Raw genomic sequence first — 19,296 nt, 5'->3', positions numbered from 1 at the left:
GATCGACGTCGGCGACGGCGGGCAGCGTGTTGATGAAGAGGCCGACCATCGTCTCGACGCCGTCCAGATCGGCCGGACGCCCGGAGACGGTCTCGCCGAAGACGACCGTGCGCTGACCGGTGATGCGCGACAGCAGCACCGCCCAGGCGAACTGCATCACCGTCGAGACGGTGACTCCCCGTGCGCGCGTGAGGTCGTCGACGGCGGAGGTTATCTCGGCCGGGAGCAGCACGCTGTGATCGCGCGGAAGCTGATCGGAGGTCGCCTCGCGGCCGGAGCCGACGAGGGACGGCTCGTCGACGGCGGCCAGTACCGAGCGCCACGCCGCCAGGCCCGCTTCGGTGTCGGACGCGGCGATGTATCGCAGATAGTCGAGATAGTCTCCGCGCGCACCGGATTCCGCAGCAACTGTGCCGGTGTAGGTCTGACCGGTGGCGTAGAGCGCGAACAGGTCGGCCATGATCAGCGGGCTCGACCAGCCGTCGATCAGGATGTGGTGGCTGGTGACGACCAGCGTCGATCGTGTGCCGCTCCGGACGAGTACGAACCGCATGAGCGGGCCGGACTCGAGGTCGAACGGCGTGCCGCGCTCGGCCCGGGCGACCGCGGCGACCCCGCCGTCGCCGTCTCGGCCGGCAGCAGCACCCGGTGCGGAGTCGAGGTCGACTGTCCGCCAGGGGATGTCGATCGCTTGCGGCACCACCGCGACGACCTCGCCGCTGGGTACACGGATGAAGCTGGACCGCAGCACACGATGGCGGGCGAAGACCTCGCGCACGGCCTCGGCGAGACGGTCTGCGTCGACCTCACCGTTGAGCGTCACCACCGCCTGCGCGGTGTACACGTCGACCGCCCCGGCCTCACGGCCGGCGGTGGCGAGTTCGGCCTGGAACTGCAGGCCGCGCTGAAGCGGTGACAGCGGCCAGACGTCCGCACCGGGATGGGTGCGCGCGACGTGGTCGAGATCGTCCTGGGTGACCCGCGCCCCCTGCACATCCGACGGCGACAGCCCCGGATCGCCGACCCGGGCGACCTGTTCGACGATTGTCGCGAGCTCGGAGCCCCAGCGCTGCGCGAGCTCCTCGACCTCGGCAACAGACAGGACACCGCGCGGGAAGGTGAAGCCGGCAACGAACTCTCGGCCCTCGTCCCCGATCGACGTGCCGGCGTTGATGCTCAGCAGGTTCGGCACCGCCATGGCGCCGGTGACGGTGCCGGGCAGGCGCGGCGCAGACGGATCGGGCAGGAATGCGACGACACCGCCCGGGTCGCCCGCGGCACCGGCCGCACCGGCGCCGGCCACGTTGCCGAGGTAGTTGAAGCCGATGTTCGGAACCGGGCGATGCGCCAGTTCGGTGTCCGAGTACCGGAGCAACCCGTAGCCGATGCCGTTGTCCGGCTGGCCGACTCGTTCTTCCTTGGCCGCCTTGACGGTACGCAGTGAATCGCCGTGCACGTCGACGGCCACCGGGGCGATCGTCGTGAACCAACCCACGGTCCGTGACAGGTCCACGGTGCGCGGGTCGACTCCGTGTAGGAGCGCCTCTTCGTACCGCCCGTGGCCCTCGAGCATGAGGGTGACGGGTGTGTCGTCGGCAATGCCGCGGGCCTGTTGCCACGAGCGGACCGCACGGGCGAGCGCGGCGACGAGCGCATCGTTGACGTTGCCACGGAAAGCGGTGGGAACGGTGGTGAGCAGCGCCTCGGTGACTGTGGAATCAACGGTGTGCACGACGGTCTCGGTGGTCGACATGCGGTCGCGTTCGCGATCCACCTCGCCCCCGAGATCGGTGACCCGCGCCGGGGAGCGGTCGAGCCAGTAGTCCAGTTCGGCAGTGCGATCGGCCCGCTGGGCGTCGAGCGCGGCGACGAACGCGCGCGCTGAGGTGCCCTCCGGGCGCAGCGACAACGGCTGACCCGCCTGGTGCTGCGCCCACGCGGTGAGCAGATCCTCGATGATCACGCGCCACGAGACGGCGTCGACGCCGAGGTGGTGGATGACGACCACGAGACGCGCGTCGCCGTCGGGGTCGACGACCAGCACGGCCGCGACGAGCCGCCCGGCGGTCGGGTCGAGGCGACGGGAGGCGTCCTCGAACGCCTCGACGACAGTGTCATGGAAACCTGGTTCGCCGGTCCGCACCGGGCTCGTGCGGGCGCTCACGGCGTCGGGATGCAGCGGTGCGACACCGGTGCGCATCCGCCACTCACCGTCGGACGGCCCGGATTCGACGGCCGCAGCGAGCATCGGGTGTACTGCGACGACCTGGGTGAGCAGTTCCTGGGCGATCTCGACAGTGAGACCGGTCGGAGCGGTGAGCACCATCGACTGGGAGAAGTCCTCGAAGTCGGTGACCTCATCGGTCTGGTCGAGGATCCACGCGACCACGGGCGGCACGGCCATCGGGCCGATCCCCCCGCCGGGCAGCTCCTCGAGGGCCGGCACCCGCTCGCCGCGCGCGCCGACGGCGCGGACGATCGCGCGAACCGACTTGTGTTCGAAGATGTCCCGGGGCGACACGTCGATCCCGGCCGCACGCGCGGCCGACGCCACCTGGATGGACATGATGGAATCGCCACCGAGCGCGAAGAAGGAGTCGGTGACGCTGACGCGCTCGAGTCCGAGTAGTCCGGCGATGATCGATGCGAGCTGCTGCTCGAGTGCGTTCTCCGGTGCGACGTGGTCGGATTCGATCTCGATCGTCGGCGTCGGCAACGCGCGGCGGTCCAGCTTGCCGACCGGGGTCAGCGGAAGTGTGTCGAGAACGGCGATGCTCGCGGGCACCATGAACAGCGGCAGTCGATCCGCGAGATGGTCGCGCAGAGTAGCGATCTCGGCGTCCTCGCGCAGTACCACGTACGCGGCGAGCGCCGACACCACCGACTGCCCGCTGGCCGCGAGTCCGCCATCTGCATCGACGCCGACGACGACCGCGGAGGCGACGGCCGGGTGATCGGTGAGGGCGTTCTCGATCTCGCCGAGTTCGATACGCAGGCCGCGGAGCTTGATCTGGTCGTCGCTGCGTCCGACGTAGTCGACCGACAGCGAGCCGTCGGGGTCGTACGCCCAGCGCACGATGTCTCCGGTGCGATAGATCCGCTCCCCGGGTTCGCCGAACGGGTTCGCGACGAAGCGCTCGGCGGTCAGGCCGTGGCGATCGAGGTAGCCGCGGGCGAGAGCAGGACCGCTGACGTACAGTTCGCCGGCGACCCCAACTGGCACCGGGCGCAGTCGACGGTCGAGCACCAGCAGATCGACACCGTCGATCGGCGGTCCGATGTGGAGCGGCTCGCCCGGCTGGGTCGGCGGGGCGACGGTGATGACGATGGTCGTCTCGGTCGGACCGTAGACGTTGCGGAAGGCGACGAACCGGCTCCACCGGTCGCGCAGCCCCTCGGGCACGGCCTCGCCGCCGGCCCAGACGGTCGCCAGATGCGGCAGTTCGGCCGGATCGAGCGAGGCCAGCACCGTGGGGGTCAGGAACGTGTGGGTGACCCGCTGGTCGCGCATGAACTCCGCGAGCGGCGCGCCGGCGACCGCGTCACGGTGCCGGTAGACGACGGCCGCGCCGGCGGTGAAGGCGAGCAGGTACTCGAGCACGAAGGCGTCGAAACTCGGTGACGCGAAACCGAGTACGCGCGACTCCGCGGAGATCCCGGATCGCTTGACGGCTTCCACGCCGAAGTTCCGCAGGCCGCCGTGCGTCACGGCGACGCCCTTGGGCAGACCGGTCGATCCCGAGGTGTAGATCACATACGCGGTGTCGTCGATCCGCACGGGTGCGTGACCATCGGACTCGCCGACAGGACCATCGGGCTGTCCGGCAACGGATTCGGACACCTCTGGTGCATCGAGGTGCAGCCACCGGCCGCCGAATGCGGCCACGTCGGCGACACCGGTGAGGGTGAGCCCTGCGGTCGCACCCGAATCGGAGATCATGTGCGCCACACGGTCGGCCGGATAGTCCGGGTCGATCGGCACATATCCGGCCCCGGTCTTGGCAACCGCCCAGATCGCCACCATGAGGTCCACCGAGCGCGGGATGAGCAGCGCCACCAGGGTGCCGCGGCCGATGCCCTGTGCCAGCAGGTGGCGGGCCAGGCGCGAGGACTCGGCGTCGAGTTCGCCGTAGGTCAGCGACCGCTCGGGATCGACGACTGCCGGGCGATCGACACCGGCGCGCGCGACCGCCTCGGCGAACAGGTCCGCCAGCGGTGCAGCGGGAGTCGCCGGCCGCCGGCCGACGGGGGTGAGCACATCGCGCTCGGTCGGTTCCAGGATCTCGGCGTCACCGACGGTGACGGTGGCGTCGGTGACCAGGTCGTGCAGCAACCGTGCGAAGCGCTCCATCATCCGCGCGACGGTCGCCTCGTCGAACAGATCGGTGGCGTAGTTGACGCGACCGACCCAGGATCCGGAGCGGCCGGCGCGCAGACCGACCGTCAGGTCGACCTTCGCCGAGTTCTCTTCCGTCTCCACCACTTCGACTGCCAGATCGTCGATGTCGGCGACGAGCGTCGACGGGTCCGCGGGAGTGGGATCCACGGTCAGCAGGATCTGGGTGAGCGGCGCGAAAGCCTCGGAGCGCGACGGCGAGAGCGCATCCACGACCGCCTCGAAGGGCGCGTCGGCGTGCGCGAAGGCGTCGAGATCGGTGACGCGCACCGCATCCAGCAGGTCGGTGAAACGCTGGCCCGGGTCGATCACGGTCCGCAGCACCAGGGTGTTGACGAACATGCCGACGAGCGGATCGAGGGCCGCGTCACCGCGTCCCGCGATCGGGGTCCCGACGGCGATGTCGTCGGTGGCCGAGAGACGGGACAGCAGCACCGCCAGTGCCGCATGGATGACCATGAACTCGGTCACGCCGCGCTCGGCGGCCAGCTCGCGCACGAGACCTGCTGTTGCCGAGTCGATCTCGAACCCGACCTCGGCGCCTGCCATCGACGCGACCTTGGGACGCGGACGATCGGCGGGCAGGTCGAGCACTTCGGGGAGTCCGGCCAGCGTGGAACGCCAGTAGTCGACCTGGGCCGCCACCCGCGATTGGGGGTCGTCGATCGAGCCGAGCTCACGACGCTGCCAGAGTGCGACGTCCGCGAACTGCACCTCGAGGTCGGTGAAGTTCGGCGAACGCCCCTGGGAACGTGCGACATACGCGGTGACGACGTCGGTGACCAACGGACGCATCGATTCGCCGTCGCCGGCGATGTGGTGGATCACGATGAGAACGACGTGTTCGAGATCATCGACGCGGAGGACCCGGATCCGGATCGGCCGTTGCACCGAGACGTCGAAACCGGCGGCGGCAGCCGCGAACAGCTCCGACTCGTCGTCGACGACGTCCCAGTCGAGTTCGGCTCCGACTCCGGCGGCGTCTCCGATGACCTGCCGCGGTGCACCGTCGATCGACGGGAACACCGTCCGGAGAACTTCCTGACGCTCGACGACGTCGACCATCGCGGCTCGCAGCGCCGGGAGGTCGAGCTTGCCGCGCAGACGCAGGGCGATAGGGATGTTGTAGGCCGCCGATGCGGTGTCGAACTGGTTGATGAACCAGATCCGTTGCTGCGCATAGGACAGCGGGATCTCGTCCGGGCGCGGGGAGACCGCGGTCACCGGCGGGAGGCCGGGAACGCGGTCGGCGACGCGCTGCGCGAGCTCGCGCACGCTGGGCGCGTCGAACAGGTCGCGGACGGTGACCTCGACGCCGAGCGCGGCGCCGGCACGGGCAGCCACGCGCATCGCGGCCAGCGAGTTGCCGCCGAGGTCGAAGAAGGATTCGGCGACCGAGACCCGGTCGACACCGAGAACGTCCGCGACGACCCCCGCGAGAGTGCGCTCGGCGGGTGTGGCGGGCTCGACCATCTCGGACTCGGAAACGGTGGGTGCGGGCAGCGCCCGGCGGTCCACCTTGCCCGAGGCGTTGCGTGGCATCTCGTCGAGGACGACCCACAATGTCGGGCGCAGATGCGCGAGTAGTCGCTCGGCGGCGAAGGCCCGCACGGCATCCACGTCCACGGTGTCACCCGGATGACCCGTCAGGTAGGCCACGAGTGCGTCACCGGCGACGGTCGTGGTGACCGCCGCCGCCACCGAGACCACGCCCGGCGCCGCTGCCAGTACGGCCTCGGTCTCGCCGAGTTCGATGCGCTGACCGTGGATCTTCACCTGGAAGTCGGTACGACCGAGGTATTCGATGTCGCCGTCGGCGCGCCAGCGGGCGAGGTCGCCGGTCCGGTACAACCGGGCACCGGCTGGTCCGGCGGGATCAGCGACGAATGATTGAGAGGTCAGTGCCGGCGCGGCCGCGTAGCCGCGCGCCATCTGCGCGCCACCGAGATACAGCTCGCCGGCCACGCCGGGCGCGACCGGACGCAGACGTGCGTCGAGGATTCGTGCGGTCAGACCGGGGGCAGGGCGCCCGACGGGCACGACGTCCACGGGTTCGGTCAGCGTGGCGATCGTCGCGTCGACGGTCATCTCGGTGGGGCCGTACTGGTTCACGATCACCGCGTGCGGCGCGGCCGCCAGGGTCTGCTGCGTCACCGCGGGAGTGAGAGCCTCACCGCCGGTGAAGATCTGACGGACGGAGGACAGACCGGTTGCGGGGTCGAAGGTCTCGTCGAGGAACACCGCGAGCAGGGACGGGACGAACTGTACCGAGGTGACCCGCTCGTCGGCGATGACGCGGGCGAGATGAGCCGGATCCCGGTGGCCGTCGGGTGCCGCGACGACGGCGGTGGCGCCGGCGACGAAGGGCCAGAACAGCTCCCACACGGAGGCATCGAACGTGTACGGCGTCTTCACCAGCACCCGTTCGTCCGCCGGGTCGCCGGTGTAGGCACCGAACCAGGACAGCATGTCGTGCAGGCCGCGGTGGGTGACCGTCACGCCCTTGGGCTGTCCGGTCGAACCGGAGGTGAACAGCGTGTACACCGGATGCCCGGCGCGCAGCGAGACATGCCGATCCGCCGGGGTCACGACGTCGGACGCGGCGGTCGCCAGGTCGTCGAGACCAACGGTCACGAGGGTTCCCGACCCGGTGAAGGACTCGGTCCACTCCGGGATCGCGCCGGCGATGACCACCGTCGACGCGCCGGACAGCGCGAGTTGCCGGCGGACGACGTCCGCCGGCGCCTCGGGATCGAGCGGCACATAGGTTCCGCCGGCGAGAACGATCCCGTGGATCGCGACCAGCATCTCGACCGATCGCGGCACGCACACCGCAACCGGCACGTCGGGCCCGACTCCGTATCCGAGGAGGCGCTGCGCGAAGGCGTGGACCAGCGCGCCGTACTCGGCGTAGTCCAGGGTGCGGCCGCCGGCACGAATCGCCGGACGAGAAGCGTTGCGGGCAAAGGACTCCGCCAGGGCGTCGGCGACCGTGACGGAAGGCTCCGGGAGAGCGGCGTCGGCGCCACCGCCCCACCGCTCGAGGACGTCGTGTTCGGCAGCGGTGATGAGCTCGGCATCGCCGACGGGCGCAGCGGGGTCGGCGGTCAGGGCGTCGAGGAGGCGGACGAACCGGTCGGCGAAGAGTTGCACCGACTCGGCGTCGTAGAGATCGGTCGCATAGAGCACCGAACCCTGCCAGTTGTCCCCGTTGTCGGCGATTCCGACGGTGAGATCCACCCGCGCGGACAGGTCCTGCGGTTCGGCGGGCGTGACGGCCAGGCCGCCGGCCTCGCCGATCGTGAGCGTCTGCGAGGCGAGATCGGCGATCGCCGACTGGTCGAAGGCGAGCCACACCTGCGCGAGCGGCGCGTAGGCCTCCGTGCGCAGCGGGTTGACCCGTTCGACGACGGCCTCGAACGGGATGTCGGCGTTGGCGAACGCCTCGAGATCGGTGCGGCGGACGTCGTCGAGCAACCGGCCGAAGCCGGCCGACAGGTCGACACCGGTGCGGAGGACCAGCGTGTTGACGAACATGCCGACCATCGGGTCGAGGATGGATTGCCCGCGACCGGCGATCGGCGTGCCGACGGTGATGTCCTCGGTCGCCGACAGGCGCGACAGCAGCACCGCGAGCGCACCGTGCGCCACCATGAACGGCGTCAGCCCACGATCCCGGGCCAGGCGTGCGACACGCTCCGACACTTCTTGCGGCACACTGAATTCGATGCGCGCGCCGCGCTGGGAGGCGACCGCAGGACGAGGTCGGTCGGTGGGAAGATCGAGCACGTCGGGCGCGCCGTCGAGTTGCCGCGCCCAGTACTGCAGCTGCGCACCGATGAGCGACGAGTCGTCGGTGGCGGCGCCGAACACCCGCCGCTGCCAGAGGGCGACGTCGGCCATCTGGACCGGCAGCGGCTGGAAGCCGGGTGCCTGCCCGGCGACCCGCGCGGTGTGCGCGGTGATCAGATCGGTCACCAGTGGCGCCAAGGACTCGCCATCGCACGAGATGTGATGCACGACCATCCCGAGGACCGCCTCGGTCTCCGAGATGCGGGAAAAGCCCACGCGCACAGGAAGTTCCGTGACGAGATCGAACCCACCGAGCATCACCTCGGGCAGGTCCGCCGCGGACACCTCGCGCCAGTCGAGCATCGCGGCCGCCGCCGACGGCTCGTGGACGAGCTGGTAGGCGTCGCCGTCGGCCTCGGGATAGGTGGTCCGCAGGACCTCGTGGCGGGTCATGACGTCGAGCAGCGCCGCGCGCAGAGCGTCGGCGTCGGCATTCCCGGACAGCCTCAGGACCATCGGGATGTTGTAGGCGGGCGAGGCCGGATCGAATCGGTTGATGAACCACATGCGCTGCTGCGCGAGCGACAACGGGATGCGGTCCGGGCGGGAGGTGACCGGCTCGATCGGTGGGAGGCCCGGCTGTTTCGAGGCCGCAGCGAGCGCCAGGTCGCGAACCGACGGGGCATCGAAGAGGTCACGGACGGTGAGGTCGACGCCCAGCGTCTCGGCGGCGCGACCGACGATCCGGGCGGCCAGCAACGAGTTGCCGCCGACGTCGAACACCGATTCGACGACGCTGATGTCCTCGAGACCGAGCACTTCGGCGAAGATGTCCCGCAGCGCTGCCTCGGTGTCGTTCCCGGGTGCGACGAACTCGGTCGTCGACGCCAGCACCGGGCGCGGCAACGCGCCGCGATCGAGTTTGCCGTTCTGGGTCAGCGGCAGCCGTTCGACCGCCATCACGACGTCGGGGACCATGTACTCCGGTACGGCTTGCGCCACGCGGCGGCGGACGAGCTGTTCGTCGACTTCGACGCCCGACTCGGGAACCACGTAGGCGGCGAGGATCTCGCCCCGGTCGGGCAGGTCGACGACGGTGGCCGCACCCGCCGAGACCCCGTCGAGACCGACGAGCGCCGCCTCGATCTCGCCGTACTCGATGCGGAACCCGCGGAGCTGGACCTGCGCGTCGCCGCGACCGAGGTACTCGATGTCCTCGCCGACCCGACGTGCCAGGTCGCCGGTCCGGTACATCCGATCACCGGAGCCGTTGAGAGCGAACGGATTCGCGACGAATCGCGTCGCAGTGAGCCCGGCGCGCCGGAGATAGCCCTGAGCGAGTTGCGTTCCGGTGACGTACATTTCACCGATGACGCCCTCGGGAACCGGACGCAGACGCGAGTCGAGGATGTGGATGTCCAGCGACGACAGCGGTGCCCCGATGAACGAGGCGTCACCCGCCGACACCGCGTCGCGGTCGAGCGCGCGGTAGCTGACGTGCACCGTGGTCTCGGTGATGCCGTACATGTTCACCAGCTGCGCCGGGTCGGCCGGGTTGTCGTCGAACCAGCGACGGACCTGCTCGAAACTCAGCGCCTCGCCACCGAACACGATGTAGCGCAACGTGAATGATGCTTGCTTGTGTCGCTGCGCGGTAATCAGTTGATAGAAGGCCGACGGCGTCTGGCTCAGCACCGTGACGCGCTCGGTCTCGAGGAGTTCGACGAAACCGTCCGGGTCTCGTGTCGTGTCCTGGTCGACCACGACGACGCGTCCACCGGTGACCAGGGGGCCCCAGATCTCCCAGACCGAGAAGTCGAAGGCGTACGAGTGGAATAGCGTCCAGACGTCATCCGGGCCGAACGAGAACTTTTCCGCCGCGGCCTTCATCAAGGCGACGACCTCACGATGCGAGACGACGACGCCCTTGGGTCTGCCCGTCGAACCGGAGGTGTAGATCAGGTAGGCCGGCAACCGGTCGTCGAGAGTGACCGGCCGCCCTGCTCCCTGAGGAGCCCCGGAGCCTGCAGACGGTCGCTCTCCCTCCGCTCCCTGAGGAGCCCCGGAGCCCGCAGACGGTCGCTCTCCCTCCGCTCCCTGAGGAGCCCCGGAGCCCGCAGACGGTCGCTCTCTCTCCGCTCCCTGAGGAGCCCCGGAGCCTGCGGAGGGGCGTCTCGAAGGGTCGGCATCTCGGACCACGTCGTCGGGCGTGACGAAACGCGTGTCGATCGCGTCCCACGTCGCGGCGAGATCGGTGTCGGCGAGGACCAGCAGCGGCGCGGCATCGTCGATGATCGACTGTGCGCGGGCGACCGGTTGGGTCCGGTCGAGAGGCAGGTAGGCCGCGCCGGTCTTGAGCACGGCGAGCAGGGCGACGATCAGTTCGGTCCGGCGCGGGAGCGCCACACCGACCAGGCTGCCGGGGCCGGCTCCGGCCGCACGGAGTCCCCCGGCCAGCGCATCGGACCGCTCGTCGAGCTCGCGGTAGGACACCGGGGTCCCACTCGCGTCACTGACCGCGGGCCGATCGCCGTACCGCGCTACGGCGGACCGGAACAACCCGGGCAGAGAACCGAGATCGGTGCTGCCGATGAGTTCCAGCGCACGCGATCGGATCAGCGCGAGCGCGCGACGGGTCGCATCGGCGATCTCCGCGGGTGCACGCCCGGGCGCGGCCTCGGTCTGGGTGACGCCGGCGCCGACGGCCGCCTCGGTGTCGAGGCCCTGGGCGATGAAGACGTTGGCCGTCGCCGACACGCGCGCGTACAGCTCACCGAAGGTGACCGGCCCGGACGCCGCCTCATAGGCGGTCTCGGAAGGTGCCACGCCGGCCGAGAAGGCGATCAGGTGCAGTGTCGAAGGCCGCGAGCCCCAGGTGAGAGAGATGTTGGAGGCCGTTGAATCGACATCGGTCACGTCTGAGTCATTCCTTTGGTCGACTGCACTGCTTCGTTCCCGCGGGGCCCGCCTCCGGACACGGCCCCGTCCAGAGTTCGGAGGGCGTTGGTGCGGAGCTCGCCCAGCACATCACCGAGCGCGTCGGGCCCCGACACCGCAAGGCCCGGCAGCAGGCTCATCAGCGCGGTGGTGAGGGCCGAGTCCGGGTCGGGTAGTGCGGCAGCCATCGCATCACTGATCGACGACAGCACCGCGAACGTTACCTCCGCGCCGGCGTGTGCGGCGGCGACGGCATCGGGCTGTACGGCCACGGCACGAGCGACGAGATCGGGAAGGGCGACGGCGAGTTCGGCACCGGCGTCCTCGACGGCCACCGCCAGCTCGGCTGCGGTGGCGATGTCGATGTCGCCCACCAGCACCTGCGGGTTCTCCGACACCTCCTCGAGAACGCGCAGATAGCGCTGTGCGTACGTCTCGACAGTGCCCCTGGTGAAGATGTCGGCGGCGTAGATCAACTGGCCCGTCATTGAATCAGCGTCCTTTGCTGCCCGTGCATCGAAGTCGTCCGGGAACAACGTGAGCTGGAGATCCACCTTGGCTGGGGTCAACTGCTCGGATACCGGTGCGATCGTCATCGAGTCCATGTCGAGCGAGGGGATGGTGAAGTTCTGATAGGCGAACATCACCTGATAGATCGGGTTGTAACTGGTGGGCGGCGAGGAGATAACAGATGACACGATCGTATCGAACGCGATTTCGGCGTTCGCCATGTCGGCCAGATCCTCGTCGCGGACGCGCTGGAGCAGCTCGGCGAACTTCTCCTCGTCCTGCAGCCGCGAGCGCAGGGCCAGCGTGTTGACGAACATGCCGACCACGCCGTCGAGCTCGGGCTGACCCCGCCCGGCGAACGGCGTGCCGATCACGATGTCGCGCTGAGTGGTCAATCGGCTCAGCAAGACCACCAGTGCGGTCTGCATCACCATGAACAGCGTCGCGTTGTGCTGGCGGGCCACCGCGTCGAGTTTGCGCACCAGGCAGCCGTCGATGTCGAACCGCACCTCGTCGCCGATGAACGACGGTGTCCGAGGCCTCGGACGGTCGGTCGGCAATTCGAGCCGGGCGGGCGCGGTACGCAGACGGTCCACCCAGTACGCGAGCTGCCGGTCCGCCTCGGTCGTCCCGTCGGGTCCGGCAACGGCGAGGGCCTCCTGCTGCCACAGCGTGTAGTCCAGGTACTGGACCGCGAGTGGCTGCCAGTCCGGCCGCCGGCCGGCCACCCGCGCGGAGTAGGCGGTCATCACGTCGGTGGCCAGCGGGAGCATCGACGCGCCGTCGGCCGTGATGTGATGCACGACGAACACCAGGATGTGCTCGGTCTCGGTGAGCCGCAGCAACATCATCCGCAGCGGCGGCGCGACGGTGACGTCGAAGCCGCGTCCGGTGAACTCGGCGATCACCGGGACCGGATCACCGTCGACGTCGACGACGCTGCGCTCGAGGAGCTCCAGCGCGGCGTCCCGGCCGAGCACGAGTTGGATCGGCTCGCCCTCGACCAGCGGATAACGTGTGCGCATCGACTCGTGGCGATCGACCAGGTCCTCGATGGCACCACCGATGGCGTCGGTGTCCAGTTGTCCCGACAGCCGCAGCGCCATCGCGACGTTGTAGGCAGGCGACGCCGGGTCGGCCCGGTTGATCAGCCACATCCCGCGCTGCACGGCGGACAGCGGCGCGCGGTCGCCGTGCGTGCGTGCCGCCAGACGCGGACGGCGCGACGGAGTTCCGTGGTCGCTGGCGAACGTCGCCATGGCCCGCACCGACGGCGCGTCGAACACCGCGGCGACGGGGATGTCGACCTCGAGGTCCGCCGACAGCCGGGCCGCGACCTTGGTCGCGCTCAGCGAGTTGCCGCCGAGATCGAAGAACGACTCGGCCACGCTGATCCGATCCACGCCGAGCACATCGGCGAACACCCGGGCGATGACCCGCTCGGTCTCGGTACTCGCCGGGACGAACGCGGCGGTCTCGATCACCGGCGCGGGCAACGCCTTTCGATCGACCTTGCCCGCCGAGTTCAGCGGCATGGTCGCCAGTGGCATCCAGATCGTCGGCACCATGAACTCCGGCACCGTCCCGGCCAGATGGGACTGGGCGTCGGCCGGGGTGATCGAGTCGGGCGAATAGTAGGCCACGAGGCTCTGTCCGGTGGCGAGATCGGCGACCGTCACCGCTGTGTGGACGATGCCGGGCACCGACATCAGCGCCGATTCGATCTCACCGAGCTCGAGCCGCTGACCGCGCAACTTCACCTGGAAGTCGTTGCGGCCCAAGTACTCGATCTCGCCCGCCGCGCTCCACTTGCCGAGATCGCCGGTGCGGTACAGACGCGATCCGGGCGGACCGTACGGGTCGGCCACGAAGCGTTCGGCACTGAGACGGCCCTGCGACACGTATCCGCGCGCCAACTGGACGCCGCCGAGGTAGATCTCGCCGGGAACCCCGACCGGGAGCGGTCGTAGCCGGTGGTCGAGGACGTGGATCGTGGTGTTCGGCACCGGTCGCCCGATCGGTACGACGGTCTCCGAACCGCGGACATTGTGTTCGGTGACGTCGACGGCCGCCTCGGTCGGTCCGTACAGGTTGTGCAACCCGACTGCGGGCAACGTGGTGCGCAGACCACTCGCGGTCGAGGCGGTCAGGGCCTCGCCCGAGGTGAAGACCTGACGCAGCGAACTCAGCTCGGCGAGCCGGTCCGCACCGACCACGTCGAGGAAAGTGGACAGCATCGACGGCACGAAGTGCAGAGTCGTCACGTCCTCGCTCTGGATGATGTCGACGAGGTAGGACGGATCCCCGTGACCGCCGGGCGCCGCGACCACCAGCCGGGAACCGGAGATGAAGGGCCAGAACAGTTCCCACACCGACACGTCGAACGTCACCGGAGTCTTCTGCAAGACCACGTCCCGCTGGGTGAGGGTGTAGTACTCCTGCATCCAGTCGAGTCGGTTGACGATCGCGCGATGCGACACCACGACGCCCTTGGGCCGTCCGGTGGAGCCGGAGGTGAAGATCGTGTACGCGGCGTTCTCCGGACTCAGCGACCCACGACGCTCGGCCGGTACGAACGGTTCGGTCCCCGGGTCCGGCTCTGCGGCGGCGTCGACCTCGGTGACCGTCACACGATCGGCGAGGTCGTCGACCACGGCCGGGCGCGGCCCCGGCCCGACGAGCACTCGCGTGGTACCGGCGGTCTCGAGCATGTAGTCGGCGCGATCGACCGGCGCCTCGGTGTCGAGCGGTACGTACTGACCACCCGCGAGCACGATCGCGTGTACCGCGACGAGCAGTTCCACCGATCGCGGGATACACACGGCAACCGCGACGTCCGGGCCGACACCGTCGTCGATGAGCTTGCGTGCCAGCGCGGTTGCGCGCGCGGCGAATTCGGCATAGGTGACGGTGCGGTCGGCGAACACCAGCGCGACCGCATCGGGATCTCGTCGATACCCGGCCAGCAGTGCGCCCGCCAGGTCGGGTTCGCTCAGCTCGCGCGGGGCACCCCGCGACCAGCCCCGGACCGTCTCCACCTCCGCCTCGGGGAAGGCGAACAGGTCGTCGACGCGCAGCGACCGCCCCGCGTCCTCGGTCTCGAGCGAATCCGCCATCGCACCCAGTACGTGGTGGAGGTGACGCGCGAATCGTTCGATGGTGGATTCGTCGAACAGGTCGCGCGCGTATCCGAAGGCGACCGAGATCTGACCGGCGTGGTCGCCGGCGTCGGAGTACTCGACGACGCTGAGCGACAGGTCGTACTTGGCGAACGGGGCGCGCGCGTCGATGAGACTGATGCCCGCCTCGTCCTCGAAGAGCCGCTCGACCTGATCGTGCTGCATGACCAGTTCGACCTGGAACAGCGGCGAATGCGCCGTGGAACGGCGTGCACCCACCGCGTCGACGACCTGCTCGAACGGCACGTCGGCATTGCTGAGCGCCTGCGCGCGAGTGTGATTGGCCTCGTTGAGCAGACTGGTGAGATCGGTGTCGGGATGCACGCGTGTGCGGAGCACGAGTGTGTTGACGAACATACCGATCAGGTCTGCGAGCTCCGGCTCGTCCCGGCCTGCGATCGCGGTGCCGATCGCCACGTCGTCGCCGCCGCTGAGTCGCGACAGCATCACGGCCAGCGCAGCGTGGAAGATCGCGAACACGGTCACTCCGTGCTGGGCGGCGACCGCGTGCAACCGCGCCACCGTGTCGGCGTCGAGGACGGTGTCGACGTAACCGCCTGTGCCGGAGGGCCGGACGGGTCGGGCCCGATCTGTGGGCAACGAGATGAGCTCAGGCATCCCCGCGAGTTCGGTGCGCCAGAAGTCGAGCTGCGCCGACATCAGCGAGGTCTCGTCGGACGGCTCCCCGAGGACTTCGCGCTGCCACAGTGCGTAGTCGGCGTACTGCACCGGCAGCGGACGCCAGGTGGGCTGCGAGTGCGCGAGCCGAGCGGCGTATGCCGTCAGTACGTCGGTGATCAGCGGGCCCAGCGACGCGCCGTCGCCGACGATGTGGTGCATGACCACGATCAGGACGTGGTCGAGCGTTCCGTCGGCCGCCGCAGCGCGGAAAAGGCGCGCGCGGACCGGGTATTCGTAGTTCAGGTCGAAGCCGGTGACGGCGAAGTCGGCGAGCCTGCGCTCGGTGTCCACCGGAGCCACGTCGACCACGTCGAACAGCCGGGCCGCGGCGGCCGCCTCGGCCGAATGGATGAACTGGAAGGTTTCCCCGTCCTCGTCCGGGAACGTCGTCCGCAACGGCTCGTGTCGCGCGATGACGTCGTCGATGGCCGCGGCCAGCGCGGAAGGATCGACATCGGCGCCGAGACGGACCGCACCGGGGATGTTGTACGCCGCCGACGTCGGGTCCAGGCGGTTGATGAACCAGAGACGACGTTGACTGAACGCCAGCGGAATCCGGTCCGGACGCGGCTGCGGCGCGAGCTCCGGTCGACGCGTCGCGGCGTCGTCGGTCACCGGCGTCGCGACCCGGATGATGTCGCCGAGGCTCTGACTCTCGAAGACATTGGCCAGTTTGATGTCCAGGCCGGCGACGGTACGCAGTCGTGAGGCCAGCCGGGCCGCGGTCAGCGAATCCGCGCCGAGCGCGAAGATGTTGTCCTGCAGACCGATCGGCTCGATGTCGAGCAGCTCTTCGACGATCGCGACCACTTCGCGCTCGCGGGGGGTCGACGGCGCGACGTAGGCGACCCGCTCGTCACGGGCGAAGACGGGCGCGGGCAGCGCCTGCCGGTTCAGCTTGCCGTTCGCGGTGAGGGGCAGCTCGTCGATCAGCATGACGACGTCGGGCACCATGTAGCCGGGCACGTGGGCGCGAACCTGCTCTCGGATCGCGGATTCATCGAGCCCGCAATCGGATTCGGTGACCGCGTAACCGATCAGCTTCGCCCCGCCGACCGAAGCCGCATCGGTGACCACCGCAGCGGCCGCAGCGACCCCGTCCACCGCACGCAAAGCCGATTCGACCTCGCCGAGTTCCACCCGGAATCCGCGCAACTGCACCTGCGTGTCGGCGCGCCCCAGATACTGGATGTCGGAACCGATGCGTCGCCCGAGATCGCCGGAGCGATACATCCGCTCGCCGGTCCCATGCAGGTCGGCGACGAACCGGGTGGCCGTGAGACCGCGGCGGTTGCGATACCCGCGCGCGAGTTGTCCACCGACGACGTAGATCTCGCCCACGGCACCCTCGGGCACCGGGCGCAGGCGGTTGTCGAGGACGCGAAGGCCCAACGAGTTCAGAGGACGACCGATGAGGCTTGCGCTCTCGCCGCGGACCAGATCGGGGTCGAGCGGACGGTAGGTGACGTGGACCGTCGTCTCGGTGATGCCGTACATGTTGACGAGTTCGATCTGGTCCCCGAAGGACTCGTACCAGTTGTGTACCTCGTCGAAGCGCAACTCCTCGCCCCCGAAGACGATGTACCGCAACGCCAATGGCGTCCCGGTCCGCCGCCGGACATCGGCCACGATGCTGAACGCCGACGGCGTCAGGGAGGCCACCGTGATCTCCTCGTCGGCGAGCAACTGCAGGAATTCGGCGGGCGCGCGAGCGACCATCCGGTCCACGATCACGGCGCGCCCACCGGTGAGCAGCGGACCGAAGATCTCCCACACGGAGAAGTCGAAGGCGTAGGAGTGGAAGACCGACCACACGTCCTCGGGCGTGAAGTCGAAGTCGGCCGAGGCCGCGGCGAGCAGTGTGGCGACGTTGCGGTGCACGATCTCGACGCCCTTGGGCGCCCCGGTCGACCCGGAAGTGTAGATGACGTAAGCCGTGGCCTCGGGTGTTCCCGGTCCGCGCGGCGCCGGGAGCGCGGCCACCTCGGGGGCCTGGGCCTCGGCGACGAGCTGCCCGGTCTCGACGACCTCGCACTCCCCCGCCCAGCCGGGCCGGTCGCCATCGGAGACGACCAGGCATGCCGGAGCCGCGTCGTCGACGATGTGGCGCAGGCGTTCCTCCGGATTGCCGGTGTCCAGCGGGAGGTACCCCGCGCCTGCCTTCAGCACGGCGAGCATCACGACCGCAAGGCTCGTGTCGCGCGCCGTCGCGACCCCCACCAGATCGCCGGTCCCGATGCCGCGTGCGCGCAGCGAGCGCGCCACCGCGTCCGAACGGCTGGCGAGTTCGGCATAACTCAGGGTCACGCCGTCGGCGTCGGACACCGCTCCCCGGTGACGATGGGCGGTCGCGACGTCGTCGAACATCTCGACGAGGGTCGGCGTGGTCGCCCGCGGTACCGGCTGCGGAAGGGAATCGAGCAGCCGCCGATCGCGATCGACGAGCAGGTCGACATCGGCGACAGGGGTGTCGAGCGCCTGGACCGACAGGAACCGGTCCAGGAAGGTCAGGAACCGCTCATGCAGTGCGTCGAGTTCCCCGGGCGAGTAGAGCTGCGGATTACCGTGCAGGTCGACGACGAGCGGAGCGCCGGGACTCGACTGATACAGGTTGATCAGCAGGTCCTCGAGGATGCCCGACGTCAGGATCCGGTACTCCATGTCGGTGCCGTCGATGGCGACCTGTTCGTCGAAGAACACCATGTTGATGGTGGGCCCGAACGAGACCGAGCTCTGGTCGAGGCCGGCGTCGCGGCGGATGTCGTCGGAGCGGTAGCGCTGGTGACGCAGTGCGCCGGTCAGTTCGAGCTGCGCGGTCGAGATCAGCTCGCGGACCGACTTCGACGCCACCTCGCGGAGCCGGATCGGCAGGATGTTCGACACCATGCCACCGGAGATCTTGATCCTGGCGGTGGCCCGGCCGGTGACCGGGAGGCTGAGAACGATGTCGTCGTGATTGCTCATCCGCGCGAGGAACGCACCGAACGCGGAGGTCATCAGCACCGCGAGGGAGCTGTTCAGGTCGCCGGCCAGGGCCTCGTATCGGCGTTGCCGTTCCGGATCGAGGGCGGCGCTGGAGACGACGTTGTCGAACGACAGCGAACCGGTCGTGCCGACCTTCGACAGTGTCACCCGCTCCGGTAGGTCTGCGACACGTTCGAGCCAGTGCGCGCGGTCGGTCTCACGCCGGGTGCTGCCCTGGTAGGTCTCCTCGTAGGCGACGATGTCGGCCATCGTGGCCGGCGCCTTGTCCCGCCGTTCCTCACCGCGCCGAAGGGCGTTGTACCGGTCGACGGTGCGACGCATGATCGACAGGGCTGCATAGCCGTCGATGATGATGTGGTGGGCACGGTTGTACCAGAACGTACGATCGTCCCCGATCAACAGGATCGCGATGACGATGAACTGGTCGTTGAGAAGATCGACCGACTGCCGGTACTCCGCCTGCATCCACTCCATCGCGGCCGCGACCGGGTCGGACTCGGAACGGAAGTCGAGGATGTCGACGGTCTGATCGAAGTCGACGTCGACGTATTGCATCGGGATTCCGTCGATCTCGGTCAGACGGACGAACGGTGATTCGACGAGCTTGCCGACTTCGACGCAGCACCGGGCGAGGAGATCGACGTCCAATCCGCCCGGCGTATGGCGGATGTCCACGTACTGAGCGATGTTGACCGAGTACTCGGACGACAGCGACTCGGCGAACCACATGCCGCGTTGCGCCGCGGTGAGCGGCAGGACCTGAATGGTCTCGTCCACGTCACCCGACGTATCAGCACGGTAATCGGCGATTGCCAC

2 protein-coding genes (1 of these 2 cut by a window edge) are annotated in these 19,296 nt (G+C 69.2%); both read right to left on the bottom strand.

What is annotated here, in order from left to right; genetic code table 11:
- A protein-coding gene (locus tag ACFW3F_RS12210) for a non-ribosomal peptide synthase/polyketide synthase (RefSeq protein ID WP_388057594.1) crosses the window boundary here: on the bottom strand, positions 1–11,104 show its beginning. Its footprint begins 29,225 nt before the window's first position; 11,104 of the gene's 40,329 nt are visible here — the first part of the coding sequence; the start codon lies at positions 11,102–11,104; its stop codon lies off the left edge, out of view.
- Complete coding sequence (locus ACFW3F_RS12205) at positions 11,101–19,296, bottom strand: amino acid adenylation domain-containing protein (protein WP_388057592.1); 8,196 nt, start codon at positions 19,294–19,296, stop codon at positions 11,101–11,103. Before ACFW3F_RS12205 ends, ACFW3F_RS12210 begins: the two co-directional genes overlap by 4 nt.

The sequence above is a fragment of the Gordonia sp. NPDC058843 genome, assembly GCF_042743165.1.
Classification (GTDB): domain Bacteria; phylum Actinomycetota; class Actinomycetes; order Mycobacteriales; family Mycobacteriaceae; genus Gordonia.
Note: the sequence above shows the minus strand (reverse complement) of the source record. Positions and strands in the feature narration are given on the sequence as shown.